At 55.1% G+C, this 15150-nt stretch carries 10 protein-coding genes; 4 read left to right on the top strand and 6 right to left on the bottom strand.

Features of this window, described 5'->3' with window-relative positions; all coding sequences use genetic code 11:
* Positions 1-156 precede the first annotated feature (156 nt).
* Positions 157-3852, top strand: coding sequence for an outer membrane protein assembly factor BamB family protein (locus tag Enr10x_RS00165; RefSeq protein ID WP_145447785.1), 3696 nt, complete (start codon positions 157-159; stop codon positions 3850-3852).
* Between the two features lie 4 nt (positions 3853-3856).
* On the opposite strand, the gene Enr10x_RS00160 is transcribed toward Enr10x_RS00165, so the two are convergent.
* A complete protein-coding gene (locus Enr10x_RS00160) occupies positions 3857-5251 on the bottom strand; it encodes a DUF1501 domain-containing protein (protein WP_145447784.1) in 1395 nt (464 codons plus the stop codon).
* 206 nt (positions 5252-5457) lie between these two features.
* Between Enr10x_RS00160 and Enr10x_RS00155 the strand changes: the two genes are divergently transcribed.
* Both Enr10x_RS00155 and Enr10x_RS00150 read left to right on the top strand, forming a co-directional pair.
* Entirely contained in the window at positions 5458-6918 is a 1461-nt protein-coding gene (locus tag Enr10x_RS00155) for a sulfatase (RefSeq protein WP_145102691.1), read from the top strand.
* A 1351-nt stretch (positions 6919-8269) separates the two neighbouring features.
* Complete coding sequence (locus Enr10x_RS00150) at positions 8270-8686, top strand: response regulator transcription factor (protein ID WP_145447783.1); 417 nt, start codon at positions 8270-8272, stop codon at positions 8684-8686.
* A gap of 86 nt (positions 8687-8772) precedes the next feature.
* Here the strand turns inward: Enr10x_RS00150 and Enr10x_RS00145 are convergent, their stop codons facing one another.
* The 5 genes from Enr10x_RS00145 to Enr10x_RS00125 form a co-directional block, all read right to left on the bottom strand.
* A complete protein-coding gene (locus Enr10x_RS00145; protein ID WP_145447782.1) occupies positions 8773-9618 on the bottom strand; it encodes a PP2C family protein-serine/threonine phosphatase in 846 nt (281 codons plus the stop codon).
* A gap of 50 nt (positions 9619-9668) precedes the next feature.
* Entirely contained in the window at positions 9669-10226 is a 558-nt protein-coding gene (locus tag Enr10x_RS00140; protein WP_197997424.1) for an SOUL family heme-binding protein, read from the bottom strand.
* 219 nt (positions 10227-10445) lie between these two features.
* Positions 10446-12437 carry a DUF1573 domain-containing protein gene (locus tag Enr10x_RS00135; protein ID WP_145447780.1) on the bottom strand — a complete coding sequence of 664 codons (1992 nt, stop codon included), beginning with the start codon at positions 12435-12437 and terminating at the stop codon, positions 10446-10448.
* A 232-nt stretch (positions 12438-12669) separates the two neighbouring features.
* Positions 12670-12870, bottom strand: a complete 201-nt coding sequence (locus Enr10x_RS00130; protein WP_145447779.1) for a hypothetical protein — start codon at positions 12868-12870, stop codon at positions 12670-12672.
* On the bottom strand, positions 12867-13613 hold the full coding sequence (locus tag Enr10x_RS00125) for a hypothetical protein (RefSeq protein WP_145447778.1): 747 nt from the start codon (positions 13611-13613) through the stop codon (positions 12867-12869). The genes Enr10x_RS00130 and Enr10x_RS00125 overlap by 4 nt, the downstream gene beginning before the upstream one ends.
* Before the next feature lie 247 nt (positions 13614-13860).
* Here Enr10x_RS00125 and Enr10x_RS00120 point away from each other — a divergent pair, with 247 nt between their 5' ends.
* A complete protein-coding gene (locus Enr10x_RS00120; protein WP_145447777.1) occupies positions 13861-15030 on the top strand; it encodes a sialidase family protein in 1170 nt (389 codons plus the stop codon).
* Positions 15031-15150 lie beyond the last annotated feature (120 nt).

Here is a 15150-nt window from a genome sequence, read left to right as displayed (position 1 = left end):
AATCTGAATCGACTGAGTTAGTCTAATATAAGGAAGGGCGCAGGCAGGTAAAGCTCAATTTGAGACCTCGCCCGGATTCACGAAAACAGAGACATTGCTTCTATTTCGGTTGCTTCTGCATTATCTGACTTCTCATTTATTTCATGGAGTTTGTGCATGTCTTCTCGAGTTCTGCGACTGGCCGGTTTGTCCTGGATTTGCCTTTTGAGTTGTCTACTCTGTACTGCTTCACTGCAGGCGGAAGACTGGCCTGCCTGGCGCAAGGATGCACAACGCACCGCGGCCACTTCTGAGCAACTCCCGGAAACGCTCCACCTGCAATGGTCTCGCCAACTCGGTGCGATTCAACCCGCCTGGCCGGAAGATCCCCGGATTCAGTTCGACGCGCACTATGAACCAGTGATCTCTGGCGACACAATATTTGTCGGTTCTTCACGCAATGATTCCGTCTCCGCATTTGACCTGAATTCCGGTCAACAGAAATGGCGCTATTATGCCAACGGCCCCGTGCGATTCGCACCACTCGTCTCTGGACCAAACGTTTACTTTGCAGCCGATGATGGCTGTTTCTATTGTCTCAATGCAGCCGACGGTTCCCTGCGCTGGAAGTTTCGTGCCGCCCCCAACGGACGCAAAGCACTGGCGAACGGGCGGCTCTCTTCCGTCTGGCCTATCCGCGGTGGTGCCGTACTTTCAGAGGGAAAGATTTATTTCACCTGTGGTGTCTGGCCATTCGAGGGAACGTTTCTCTATACACTGGATGCAGAGACCGGTGCTGCACTCGAACCGCCGCAGCCGGAAATGAAAGCCCTCAAAGGTCTGACGCCCCAGGGCTACCTCGTGAAAAATGGTAATCGTCTGCTGATTCCCTGTGGACGTTCTGTCGCCGCCTGTCTGGATCTGGAAACAGGCAAGTTCATTTCCCACCGCTACGGCAACCGGGCGACTAACTATCATATTTCCTCGATCGGCCCCTATATCTTTCATGGCGGTTCCACGTTCCAGATGGATGCCAAAAAAGAATACGACGTCTCCGCCCGCAATCCCGTGCTCACTGACGACAAAGTCTACTTCGCGGAAGGGGGGAAACTCGTCGCTTACGACCTGGAAAAACTGAAGATTGTGAAATCGATAGACCGTCGCGGAAAAGAAGTTTCTAAAACCGTCCTCAATCAGATCTGGAGCCTGCCCGCGCCCCAACCCCAGGGCATCTCACAGAAAGAATATGCCGCCTGGGCCAAAGCACATCCTCCCCAACTCGATCTGAAAGCCGGCAACCAGCTGTTCGGTCATCAGGGAAAAATGATCTTCGCCCTGGACCTCGCGGAAGAGGGAAAGAGCGCTACTGTCAGTTGGACGAAGACACTGACAGAGACACCCGCCTCGATGATCGCTGCCAATGGTGCGCTGGTCGTCGTGACGCAGGAAGGCAGCCTGCTCTGTTTCAGCGACAAACAGACAGAACCAGACACATTTTCTGAAGAACGGACGCAGCTCGCATCAGGCGCAGATGAAGGGACCGGCAAAACCCGTGATCTGCTCGCGCTCACTCAGCCCGGTAAAGGATACTGCCTCGTACTGGGTGCCGGAGACGGACGCCTGCTCAAAGAGCTGGTCCAGCAGTCAGACCTGAATATCATCGCTGTTGAACCAGACCAGCAGAAAGTCGCGGATCTTCGTCAGCACTTCGACAAAGCAGGAGTCTACGGCTCGCGGATCGTGATTCTGCAAGGAGAGCCGCTCGGATCCGACCTGCCTGCCTATCTGGCGGAACTGATCGTCTCCGCAGATCTCAAAACCCTCGGCGAACCACTGACTGCGGAAGCCTGGAAAACCATCTATCACTCCCTGCGCCCCTATGGCGGCCAGGCCTGTCTCGCATTATCCGACAAAGACTTTGATCGTTTATCAACAACGGTCAACGAGAAACTGCTGCCCCGCGCCAAGCTGGAACGGAAACAGTCATGGACCCTGCTCACACGCGTGGGGGCCCTCCCCGGTTCTGCTGACTGGACCCACGAATACGGCGATGCCTCCAATACCCTGATGTCGCATGACGAGCTCGTCAAAGCCCCCCTGGGTGTGCTCTGGTTCGGCGGTCCTGCCGGGCACGGCGATCTGTTTTACAATCGTCACGACTGGGGCCCCAGTACGGCTGTCATTCAGGGTCGCATGTTTCTGCAGGGGCCCGGAAAACTGACCGCCGTCGATGTTTACACAGGACAGATTCTCTGGCAGATTCCGCTCAAAGAGACTCCCGAAAACAGCCCGGGACGACGCGGACAGGACTACGAAAACAAACTCGCCGGGTTCCATTTTCTCGCCACCGACGACAGCATCTACCTCGTCAACAGCGACAATATCTGCCTCCGCCTCGATCCGGCCACGGGCAAGACTCTGGCCGAATTCAAACTTCCCAATCCCGAAGACCAATGGGGACGGATTCGCGTTCACGAGGATCTGCTGCTGACCTCCGCGTTTCGGGTCTCCCCCAAAATGGGTAAGAAGTTCGGCAAGCTGCCTCTGGAACTGATCGCCATGAATCGGCACACCGGAAAAATCATCTGGAAACACCCGGCCAAACTGAGCTTCCCGGTGGTCTCACTGAGCGACGATCGGATTTATGTCTTCGACGGCGCGCTGGAAAACTTTTACAGCGACTATAAACGCCGGGGAGAAGTTCCCAAGGCACTCGCAGAAAGATACATCAAAGCCATTGACGTTCAGACCGGAAAAGTCATCTGGGAACAATCAACAGACGTCATCGGCACCTGGATCTCATACAGCAAAGGCAAAGACGTCCTGCTCGTCACCAACCGGGAAGGCATCTCGGCCTTCCGCGGTAAAGATGGCTCCGAACTCTGGAAGAAATATGCCAAAGGTCAGGGGTTCCGCGGTCACCCCGAAAATCTCTGGGATAAAATCATTATCTGGAACGATCGAATCCTGGATCAGCGCGGCCCGGGAAAATCGTATGACCTCGAAACCGGGGAACCGATCCTCCGCACCAATCCCATCACGGGAAAACCGATCCCCTGGGAATTCACCAAATCGGGACACCATTGCAACTACGCCATCGCCAGCCCCCACCTGATGACCTTCCGCGCCGACTCGGCCGGTTTCTGCGATATCGACAGCACCAACACCTCCCGGCTCGAAGGCTTCCGTACCGGCTGTCGCAACAGCCTGGTCCCCGCGAACGGCGTGCTCAACTCCCCCAACATGGCCCACGGCTGCAGCTGTGGGTATTCCCTGTTTACTTCTCTGGCGCTGACACACGTACCCGAATCGGAAGTCTGGAGCTATAGTGCCCTGGCCGTCGATGCGAAACAGGATGAAGTCCAGCGCGTGGGCATCAACCTCGGCGCGCCCGGAGACCGACAGGCCGACAACGGCACGCTCTGGCTGGATTACCCGAATGTCGGCGGATCATCGCCTGTGATTTCGGTTCACGTTGCTGGTAACAATCTGAAATACTTCCGCAAACACTCCGCCTTCGTCGAGTCGGGCGATTTAAAGTGGGTCGCCGCCTCTGGTGCGGAAGGCCTAACGAGCCTCACCGTCAAACTCGCCCCGGATGCGAAATCCGAACGCCGTTACACGGTCCGCCTCTACTTTCTGGAACCGGAAGAAGGCACCAGGCCCGGTCAGCGCATCTTCGATGTCAGCCTGCAGGGCAAACCCGTGCTGCAGGAACTGGATATCGTGAAAGCAGCACAGGGAGACAATCGTGGTACGATGCACGAATTCCAGGGAGTCGCTGCGACCGACCAGCTCACTGTGGAATTGAACGCCATCAAAGGAAGCACTCTACTCTCAGGCGTTGAGATCATCGCCGAAGAAGCACCTTAAACATTCAGAACAGCCCCGGAATCACATTCCCGGCCGTCGCGACCTGCACCACTTCGTTGGGCACGCCCCGCGTAATCCGCAGCGCGCCCAGGTCGAACAGCGTGTGCATGATGCTGGTCACCAGGTCCTTGCGTTCGATCGGCTCGGTTTGCGGACTCCCGGCGTGTCGGTCTGACTGACCAATCACCTGCCCCATGTTGAGACCGCCCCCGCTCAGCATCAGCGGCGACAGATTGCCCCAGTGATCGCGGCCGCCCCGGCTATTGAGTTTCGGAGTCCGTCCCATTTCGCCCGTGCAGACCAGCAGAATGTCATCACTCAAACCCCGTGCGTGCACATCTTCCAGAAACGCCGAGACCGCATGATCGAAGGGGACGCCCATATAATCCATCCCCTCAGCCACCCCCGCGTTATTGCTGTCGGCGTGCATGTCCCACACAAAATTCGTGGTGATCGTCACAAACCCGCAACCCGCTTCGCACAGGCGCCGTGCCATCAGCAGCAGCTTTCCTAATGACTGCGCGTTATCGATGTAACGTTTATAATTCTTCCACCGCCGGCTGATCGCTTCGGGACGAACCAGCGGCGCCGTATCGTATCGCGCCACGACCCGCGGATCTTCGTCTGACAGATCAAAGGCTTTCGAAACGCCTCCCAGGATCACGTCAAACGCCTGCTGTTGCAGTTCCGACGCAGCTGCGAACGTGTCGCTTTTGTCAGCCGCCCAGCGAGCCCGATCCAGTTTGGTTAACAGCTGCCTCCGATCATCCAGGCGATTCTGCGGAATCGACAGCGTCATATTTGACTGCATGTCCCCCCCAGCTCCGGGAACGAACGGCGCGTAGGCACTTCCCATCTGCCCGGGCGAATCGAATTTGCCGAACTTCGTGAACGCCGGCATCATCTCTTCGTCGATGGCCTGCGGATACAGCACCGCACTCGTCGGCATCCCGTTCTCGGGATGATTCGCACCCACCACGCGGGAGTACAGCGCACCCAGGTTGGCATCGAGCGTATCCTTGTGCACGATCGGCTTGATGTCGTGGCGACTGTCCCCCGAACGATACGAGCGGACGATCGACATCCGGTCAGCCAGCGGCGCCAGCTTCGTAAACGTCCCCCCGAACGTCACGCCGGGGATCTTCGTCTTCACTTCGCCCGTCTCACAGTGAATGCCCGACGGCGCGGTCATTTTGGGATCGAATGTCTCAATCTGGCTCGGACCGCCATGCATGAACAGGAAGATCACCGACTTATTCTTCAGCAGCGTCCCTGAACCCGCCGCCCGTGCTTTCAGCGACATCAGACCAGGCAGGGTCAACCCGCCGAGCGCCAGACCGCCCACGCGCAGGAATTCCCGCCGACCGTTGCGATAATTGTGATCACAGAATGAAAGCATGATTTTACCCGCGCCTAAGAAAATCGCCTGTTCTGAATATCGTCCAATATATCGGCAATGGTTGATGTAATCCAGACGAAAACCCGCTCTCAAGAGAAATCGACACTGTTGATACGATCCCCTGTTTTCTTTCGGTTCCCCGGATGGTTATGATAGAAAGGCTTTATACATTTTGATTCTATTTGATTCAGCGAAAGGGACCTCGGATGCGCTTGCTCCTGATGACTGTTCTCCTCTGCCTCGTCTGCACACCTCTCCAGGCGGCTCAAAAACCGAATATTCTGTTTATCGCCATCGACGACCAGAACGACTGGATCGGCTGCCTGAAAGGGCACCCCCAGATCAAAACCCCCAACATCGACAAGGTTGCCTCCCGGGGAACCCTGTTTACCAACGCCCACTGCCAGTCCCCCCTCTGCAATCCCTCGCGGACCAGCCTGATGACCGGCCTGCGGCCCACGACCACCGGCATCTACGGACTGGCCCCCTGGTTCCGCACGGTCGATCGTTTCAAAGACCGCGTTTCGCTCCCTCAGTACCTCGAACAGAACGGCTATAAAACTTACAGCACCGGCAAAATTTATCACGGCGGATACGGTCGCAAGAAAAACGATAAAGAATTCAATGTCCTCGGCCCCCCCGCGGGTGTCGGCGTGAAGCCTCCGAAAAAACTGGTCAACACTCCCAACCCGCATCCCCTCGTCGACTGGGGCACCTTTCCCCACAAGGATGAAGAGAAAGGGGACTGGAAGGTCGCCAGCTGGGCCGTCGATCAGTTGAACAAGAAACCGACCGAACCCTTCTTCCTCTCGGTCGGCTTCTTCCTGCCGCACGTCCCCTGCTACGCCACACAGAAATGGTTCGACCTCTACCCCGCGGACACCGTCCAACTTCCCCCCGTTCTCGACGTCGACCGTGATGACACCCCCCGCTTCTCCTGGTACCTGCACTGGAAACTTCCCGAGCCCCGGCTCAAGTTTCTCAAGGAAGCCAACGAGTGGCACAATCTCGTTCGCTCGTACCTCGCCTGTACCAGCTTCGTCGACAGCCAGGTTGGACGCGTCGTCGATGCACTTGAGAAAAACAACCTGGCCGAAAACACGATCATCGTCATCTGGTCCGATCACGGCTGGCACCTGGGTGAGAAACTGATCACCGGCAAGAACACGCTCTGGGAACGCTCGACCCGCGTCCCCCTCATCTTCGCCGGGCCGGGCATCACCGAAGGCGCCGTCTGCAGCAAGCCGGCTGAGCTTCTGGATATCTATCCTACGCTGGTTGAACTCAGCGGCTTGCCTCCCCGTACCGACCTTGAAGGTCACTCGCTGGTCCCACAGCTCAAGGATGCCAACACGCCCCGCAAGTGGCCCGCGATCACGTCCCATAACCGCAATAACACTACCGTCCGCACGGAAAATTATCGCTATATTCACTACGCTGACGGATCGGAAGAGTTTTATGACATGAAGCAGGATCCCACGGAATGGAAAAATCTGATCAACGATCCCAATTATGCGAAATTGATTGAAGAACATCGCACCTGGCTCCCCACGGTCAACGAAAAGCCGGCCCCGGGCAGCAAGCATCGCATCTTGCGTTATGAAAACGGTCAGGCAAACTGGGAAGAAGAAGACATCAAAAACGATGATCCAATTCCGGAGTTGTAAGCAGTTTTTCACGGGCACATCTCACCCTGCATTTGAACAAATGATCGGAGACGGAATGAAACAGTTTTAACTTTCGCTCATGTCTTGCCGGTTACAATTTCACTCGAAAAAATCTGCCATTTTTTTGAGCACCATGATTCAAGTTCTGCCTGAAATGTTGCCGAAGTTAGCGTGTATAACAACGAACCTGGAAGTAAGCCGCCGTCGATGAACCCAAGACAGACCGCAAGGACTGAGTAGTCGTCAGTGATGCTCACGACCAGATTAAGTGTTACTTAAACACAGGAGAAATCCACTGAGGGTTGGGAGCTTGGGCTTCCAGCCCTTTTTTTATGCGCCGGATCAACGCACACCGCTGCCCGTTGTCTCCCTGAACAAACTGAAAACATTGAACTTGATTCGCTCTCGCCGAATCGTACAACTCCTGGTTATGCGTCGCGCGCGAGCACGCCTGTTTTCGATAGTGCATCTGCCGTGCTGGTTCTTAAGATTCACTGGAACATCGACCGATTTTTCCAGTTCTTCACCTGATCTTCCTGCATACCTTCTCTCTGTTCCGTACCATTTTTTGCCAATTAAAACCACTTTCGGTCACTCCTCTCCCACTGATGACCGCATAAATCCGTTTCTGGAACCGGTCCCCGCAGAACTCCTCTTGACCCCCGTGCGCCCTTCCACAAAATCCAAACCATCAGTTGACACAATCGTGAACCAGAGTCGGCTTGTCCGACAGTGATCGAAACAGAAACTATTCATAACGGATTCTTCCATGATCAACTCCATCACTGAATCAAAAACGCAGGGGCGCGCCCCATGTGTCCGCCCGCCTGGCTTGGAACATACCAAAGTCCATCTTTACTGAGGCCGAAAAGGGAATACCAGATCGTACTTTTACCCTGTCAGTTTCCTGTTGTCTCCGACAACCCCGAATTCCATTCGGGGTCACCCCTTTTCTCTCCTGCACGCCTCACTTTTTTTCGTGTCTTTCGTGCATTTCGTGGTAGTAAACCATTCAACTTTTTCGTGGTGCAACCGGGTATGCCCGAATGCAATTCGGGCCGAGCGCAGCGAGCAGGAAACTATCAGTGTTGCGTCCGGGAAAGGAACACCTCGCAAACCACAAGCCACAGCCCATTCCCCACCCATTATCAACAACGGCACCAGCCACGAGAGATGAATCTGCACCACCAGTGTGGAATAGGTCAGCGATCAAAGATCGATATGCATAAACACTGTACCTGTCAGAAGTTCACCTAAATCGGACCAAAATATCAGTTTACACAATCAGCTCGAAAATACTATAAGTGTCGTATTACAGGTTGGACCCTATCTAAGAGTGGCAATTCTAAAGATGGAACGAATACAGCGATTACCAGCGTACTATCAACCACGCGTTTTCATCATCGATGATCATGCAGATGTCAGAGATTCCTACGTCGCACTGTTACAGAGCTACGGGCTGCACGTCGAAGCCTTCGCCTCCGCGGAAGACTTCCTGAGCAGCACCGCTGCCGACTCCTGTGGTTGCGTGCTCACCGATTTCGAGCTGACCGGTTGCAACGGTCTGGAACTGTTGAAAAACATGAAGGCCGCCGGCTACCGACTGCCCACCATTCTGGTCTCAGGCTCGCTGGACCAGGATACCGCAGGCTCCGCGGTCACGGAAGGAGCGTTCGCGATTCTGGAGAAACCCTATCCGGTGCAATCACTGTGCGAAGCCATCATCACTGCCATCCAGAACGATTTACAACAACGCACCTGTAAGTGAGTCCAGGGACTCGCAGCACAGATCAATTAAAGGCATTACAACACAGGCCGGTACGACTCGCGGGAATCGGCGATCAGCCGGGCTCTTCATTCTGACGAGTGAAACCTCTGTAAAAGATGTTTTGCTGCACGGACTGGAGCCAGGACATTATCAACCATTGAGACGCGTTGATGGTTTCTGCGGAACAACACAATTGAAAGATCATCGTTGGAACCGATCAGTCGATCGTGTGGATCCAGCAGCTGAACGAGCTGAGTGATCAATCGACTCGGGTTGCTCGGGTCCAGCTTCGCGAGTATTTCCAGCAGGCCTGCTTTTCCCAGCATACTGCCATCGGGCCGTTCCATTTCCAGTAATCCATCGGTGAAACAAAGAACCAGGTCGCCCGTTTTCAGTTTGCTTTTCGTACTCGAATAATTCTGGTCGGCTTGAATTCCCAGTGGAAAGTTTCGGGAGTCGCCACTTGCACTGCTCAGGTCCTGTGAACTCCATTTCCCAGATGATTCATGGTAGATCAAAGGACTCGGATGCCCCGCGTTGATTAAGCTCAGTGTTTTCGACGGTAGAAAATAGGTACCGATGACAGCCGTCGCAAAGGCGCCCCGCTTCGATTCGGCTTCGAAATCATTGTTAATCGCATCCACCAGAGAGGCATGATTGATGTGATTAATGTGCCGTCTCATCAACTGTCGTAGTACTTCTGCCCGGTCTGACACTGCTTCACCATGACCGCTGACATCAGCCAGAAGCAATCGGGTGATGCGTCCCGAGGAACACGAAGAAACATAGTAGACATCCCCTCCTGAGGAGGCAGCTGCATAGGGTTTGCTGTAAACCCAGATATCCAGACCCGTTGTCGTTAGTTCTCGATCAACCGGCTGGTTTCCTCCCCACACCTCCATGCACTCCATCTTCCGGGATTGTTTCGTCATGGAAGAGTGGCTCCTCACATCTTTTAAAAATGAAATCAGTAACAGGCATTCTACAAACTCTGACTTAGGCGAATGTGAACTTCATTCCGGCGAAAGGGACCTGGGGTCCAGGGAGGATCATAGCCGGCAGACTCAGTCTCGTCGGCCAGCTGCAACTCCTTCTTCGCAGCCCAGGCTCTCAGTTTTTCTTCAGCCTGCTGGACGGTTGCTTCATTGATCCGCCCGCTGAATCGAATGACTGCAAACTGGCCACCCTTGCGTTGGAAAAGCTTCACTTTAGCGTTGTCAGGCTCCGGAATCTCAGCCTCCTTGAGATCGCGGGGAATCACAAATCCCATTTGGCCCGGGGCATCCGTTCTCTGGGAATTCATGAAGACGGGAGTCGTCATAGCCACTTTCTGCTGCCGCGCGTTGTTTCCATCGATATAACGGAATAACCGCATGAAACTGCCGTCTTTGCTCTGAGAGTCGAGCTCCGCCTGTGTGACAGCCAGGTTCAAATCGGGATACTCTCTGATTTCAAATACATCGTCCGATTCCAACACGCTGTAACTGGCGGTTTCATAAGCACTTCTGGATGTCTGCTTCCATCCGATTCCTACTATCACAATCAGGCAACTGCTGCTAAGTAGATCATTTTTGTTCTGTTCATGAAATCATCGGCTTGAATGAGTCGTACCTGCAAACACGAATCTATTACTTTTTAGACGGAGATACAGGTTTGACCAGCCTTGCTGATCTCTTTTTGTTTTACCATTTTCTAGAATGATCTGTCTGACCCTGGGTACAGTATCAAAACGTGATCGCGTTCAGGCAGGTTAACCTCTTCACCGCGCAAACTCGCCCTTCACCGCAAACGCCAGCCGCCCGTATTTCCCCGGGTCATCGGTCTGCAGATGCACCCATTCCGAAAACCGGCTCCGTTTGCCCTGTTGAATATCCGGGTGCTTGTGCACAGTGACAATCACCTTGTACTGCCGCCCCTCCTCAACCGGTTCGATCTCGAGCGTGACATGCTTGCCGCTTGTTTCCGATCCCACAATCTGAAAGGCCGCGTCTTTCCTGGTCGTCACCAGCACCGTTCCCACCGCCGCCTCTCCCGCAGTCTTGGGAATCACCAGCGGTTCGGGATCAGTCGCGATCAGGGGCACCGCCTCCCCGACAACCTGCAGCTGCAACTCGCGCTGCTCGGGATCGTTCGTCTGCACATTCAACGTGTATTCATGACGGCCTCGTTGTGATCCCAGCTTGTACTCAAATTCCAGCACCGTCGATTCGCCCGGCTGCAGTACCTTTTTCCCCAGCTGCGGATAAATCTCATTCCGCGATGCTTTGATCTTGCCGATCTTGAGCGGCCCTGCGCCCCGGTTGGTCAGTTCAAATTTCGGATGGATCGCAGAGAACAGATTCACGGTTCCGAAATCATACGTCGCCGACGCCACACTGACCTCGGGTGGATGGGCCAGCGTCTCTGCATCCAGGGGCGGCAGACCCCGTTTCTGTTCAACCGTCACGACCTGCGGGGAGTCCGCAGCATCATGCGTCAGAAACGCTACTGTCAGCATGCCGGCAAACAGGGCCAGCAGGACGCTGAAAGTGGTCAGCACAGGCCGTTTTACCAGCCTGCGGCGGGGAGGCGGAAGTACATCGGCGCGCGGTGTCTCAGCCCCTTCGTCGACTTCCAGCAGGGAATTCAGCGCCGCTGCCAGCCAGCAGCAGGACACTCGATGTTCGACCCCGTAAGAACTGTCATTGACCGGAATGCACTCCGCCTCACGCGTTACCAGCACCACTTGCGTATAACTTCCCAGCACACCAAAGCGGGCGTCGGCATCATCCTCGTGTTCCTGAAGACGCACTTCGACAATCTCGTCAAAGTCAAACCGCTGCCGCGACCAGCTGAAAAACCCGAGATGCCATGTGCGGATTTCCCGCTGCAGCGTATCAAACACAATCCGATCCCACAGCCCGATCATCGCAAATAACAGCATCACCCCGACCATGCACACAGGCACGATGGTCAGCGCCAGAAAAGCCAGGACCATCTGCAGCACATGCCACTGACCCACCCCCTCTTGAAAGGTCCCCCAGTAACCCGGCACGTTGATCAGCAGCTGATACAGCAGAAACAGCAGCGTCGCCACAGCCACCGGCACCACGAAGTGAAATCGCGTCAATGCATATATACCAGCTGAAATCTCAGACAATCCGGACTTTTCCCGCAACAGTTGCGGATCATCGGCGTTGATCAGCGAACCTTCCGCCGACACCGGCGGCTTGCCCTCCGGCCAGATCGCTGCCCGGGCTTCCTGGACCAGCTCGCGATAACGCTCCAGCCCTCTGGCATCAACCCGCGTCTCCCCCTTGGAGAGATCCAGAAACTGTCCATCCACGCAGAGCATGACTTTGCAGTGATAACGGTCGTAGGCACGGGTGCCCAGGGCCTGACCACTTTCCACAAACAGATTCGTCACCGACGACAACGGAAACGTCAGCGACCTCCTGCCCAGCACCGAGATCCGTTTCCAGTGCACCTGACCTGACGACGGATCAAACACGACACTCGTGTAGGTGCCCACCCAGGCGAATGCGTAAGCCAGCAGGCTCAGCGCTGCGAAAAACAACACCGTATCCTGATAAGGGGACAACTCCACCAGGTCCCGGCTGGACTTTTTGATAAACGAATCCGGCAGCAGCCAGTCGTCACTCAGCTGAAAAAACATCGCCCCCATGAAACAAATCACAGCCAGCGATGCCAACAGCGCAAAAGGGGAGAAATCCGTGATCCGGACACGCTCGTTCGATTGAGAAACCTTCATCGACACAGAACTGCTCACAGACGGGAATGTACGTAAAGTGAATACGACCAGCGTCCGGGCTTCAAGAAGAACTGGCGGGAAAAGAAACCCGAACCGGGTAACGGCTCTCTGCAGTATAGCAGTCCAACGCAGTGTCACAAAAAAGGATCACACTAACTTTCGAAAAATCTGCTATCTGACGCAGAATATTTCTGAACCCACCACAAACAGTGACGGAACCTGTGACACAGCACTACCGCATCCGACTCGCCTGATACAGCTGCTTATGCCCCCGCGCTTCAAACTCAGCCACCATCTGCCGTGCCGCTGCTTCACTGAGCCCCTCGGCCATCACAAACCGGTTCCCGTCATCCCCCTGCCGCCACACTGACCACTGGTCCGCTGGTGTACTCGGGTCCGTTGCGTCTCTGTTCTGTGTTTTGTCGTCGTTCATGGTTCCATTTCCTGATCATCCAGCACGCATTTCGCTTGATTGGCCACCACGGAATCAGGATGTACAATGAGCTTTTTTAGTAATTGAAGTCCCGCGTCGGAATCAAAATATCCCAGCGCCTCTGCAACATTGATAGCTGGATGGGGAGTCTGGGCCGGTTGCTTTAAAAATTCATCAAACAGGTCCCAGGCTGCTTCCGTATCCCATCTGGCAATCACTGGCAGTAGTTGACTTGCCAGGTAGATCTTATCTCGTGCTGTAGCACGCTGCATCGCCTGAATCACTTCGGGCAACAGTTCTGAAAAATCCGAATTCAGAAGCGCGTGTTTGAACTTCGACTCAAAATCACATTCTCCATACAGAGCCAGCAGTCGGGAATAAATCCGCCGCCGATCTGCTGTCCGCTTCTGAGAGTCATTCCAAAGAAAAACAGCATAGGCAAATTCATCATATAAATTATTATAACCGTGGATCCGGTGGGGAATCTCAATTCCCTGCCGGTCAATTCGCAATTTGATCAGTTGCTCCAGATCATCGAGTCCTCGATCATCTCCCCAGGCGGTCAAAACCAGGGCGGCCCGGTACCGTAACTCAAGATCTGTCGAAATGAGTGCCACATGTAAAATAGCCATACGTGATGCCGTCGGTTCTTCCAGAAACTGGACTTCCTCCAGTCCGATCACGTTTCCGTCATCGTCTGCAAACAGGGCCGCCTCAATCTGTTGTCTCGTTGTTTCAGTCAAGGTCTTCTCCAAAGGATATATCACTTCCATTTCTGCTCACGCTTCCGTCTCCCCGGATTTTTAGAACTTAATATACCTGACCTCGAATTTCCATTTTCGTGTCTTTAGTGCCTTTCGTGGTAGTAAACCATTCAAACCTTTCGCGGTACCACCGGGTTTGACTCAACCCCTCCCCCCGATTACGTTATAATCATAACTCCGCCCGTCATCGCGTAAACTCAATCTCCATTCACACAAGGCACAACACATGCAGCTGCTCACCCTGGTTGTGGCGACCCTCCTCACTCTGGCTCCGCTCCACGCAGAAGAAACCGCCCCCGCATCTCTCTGGGATGACAGCCGGCCTCTGCCCGCGGCTGCGGACATTCCGGAACTCAAACACGTCCGCTTTGAAGTCATCAAGAAATGGGACAAGCCTCACGACGGCTACACCTTTCTGCACGGCGTCGGGCTCTGCTGGCACAAGGGCAAACTTTACGCCTCCTTCGGACACAACAAAGGCAAAGAAAACACCGTCGGCGAAGAGGCCCAGTATCGCGTGAGCAGCGACGACGGACGAACCTGGAGCGACCTCAAACTGATCGACGCCGGCGACGAAGACAACCTGGCCGTCAGTCACGGCGTCTTCCTCTCGCACCAGGGACAGCTCTGGGCCTTTCAGGGGGCCTACTATAATCGCATGCAGAAGATCCACACCCGCGCCTATTCACTCGACGAAAAAACCGGCACCTGGACGAAACATGGCACCATTATCGAGAATGGATTCTGGCCCATGAACCAGCCGGTCAAACTGCAGAACGGCAACTGGATCATGCCCGGCCTCTCGGGCGGACCTTACGCCCACGACCGCGTCTTCCCCGCAGCCGTCGCCTTCAGCCACGGTGACGACCTCACGCACTGGGACTACGTGCAGATCCCCGCCGCCAAAAACATCACCCGCATGTGGGGCGAGTCTGCCCTCTGGGTCGACGGCAAGCGCGTCTTCAATCTCGCCCGTTACGGGGGCGGCACTCATGCCCTCCTCGCGATCAGCGAAGACCAGGGACAGACCTGGAGCCCCTCCCGCGTCAGCAATCTGCGGATGGTCCCCTCCAAACCGGCGACCGGCATCCTCAGCACCGGCCAGCGTTACCTGGTCAGCAACACCGCCCAGGATCGGGGCGGCCAGCGGTCTCCCCTGACCATCGCCGTTTCCCGCCCGGGCGAAAACGTCTTCTCGAAAATCTTCGTCATCCGACGTTCCCTGCACCCGAACCAGCCCGGGGAATCCGCCAAACGGCTCAGCCTCTCCTATCCCTGCGCCGTGGAACACAACGGGCAGCTCTACGTCGGCTACTCCAACAACGGCGGCCGCCGCGGCAACCTCAACAGCGCCGAACTGGCCGTGATTCCCATCGAAGAACTGAACACGGACTAACAGAATTTTTCGTGCCTTTCGTGGTTCGAATTCAAAAACAACCTCGTTGACTCCTGATTCGCACAAGACTACTGTATTATCAGTGTAGAGGTTCCCATCACCAGAAAAACCCGGAGTGCC

The sequence above is a fragment of the Gimesia panareensis genome (assembly GCF_007748155.1).
GTDB lineage: Bacteria > Planctomycetota > Planctomycetia > Planctomycetales > Planctomycetaceae > Gimesia > Gimesia panareensis.
This window is presented reverse-complemented; position numbering and strand designations above follow the sequence as displayed.

Bases quoted from the DNA above. Each gene is read 5' to 3' on its own strand.
- Enr10x_RS00165 (WP_145447785.1), top strand. From the start codon at position 157: ATGTCTTCTCGAGTTCTGCGACTGGCCGGTTTGTCCTGGATTTGCCTT.
- Enr10x_RS00160 (WP_145447784.1), bottom strand. From the start codon at position 5,251: ATGCTTTCATTCTGTGATCACAATTATCGCAACGGTCGGCGGGAATTC.
- Enr10x_RS00155 (WP_145102691.1), top strand. From the start codon at position 5,458: ATGCGCTTGCTCCTGATGACTGTTCTCCTCTGCCTCGTCTGCACACCT.
- Enr10x_RS00150 (WP_145447783.1), top strand. From the start codon at position 8,270: ATGGAACGAATACAGCGATTACCAGCGTACTATCAACCACGCGTTTTC.
- Enr10x_RS00145 (WP_145447782.1), bottom strand. From the start codon at position 9,618: ATGACGAAACAATCCCGGAAGATGGAGTGCATGGAGGTGTGGGGAGGA.
- Enr10x_RS00135 (WP_145447780.1), bottom strand. From the start codon at position 12,437: ATGAAGGTTTCTCAATCGAACGAGCGTGTCCGGATCACGGATTTCTCC.
- Enr10x_RS00130 (WP_145447779.1), bottom strand. From the start codon at position 12,870: ATGAACGACGACAAAACACAGAACAGAGACGCAACGGACCCGAGTACA.
- Enr10x_RS00120 (WP_145447777.1), top strand. From the start codon at position 13,861: ATGCAGCTGCTCACCCTGGTTGTGGCGACCCTCCTCACTCTGGCTCCG.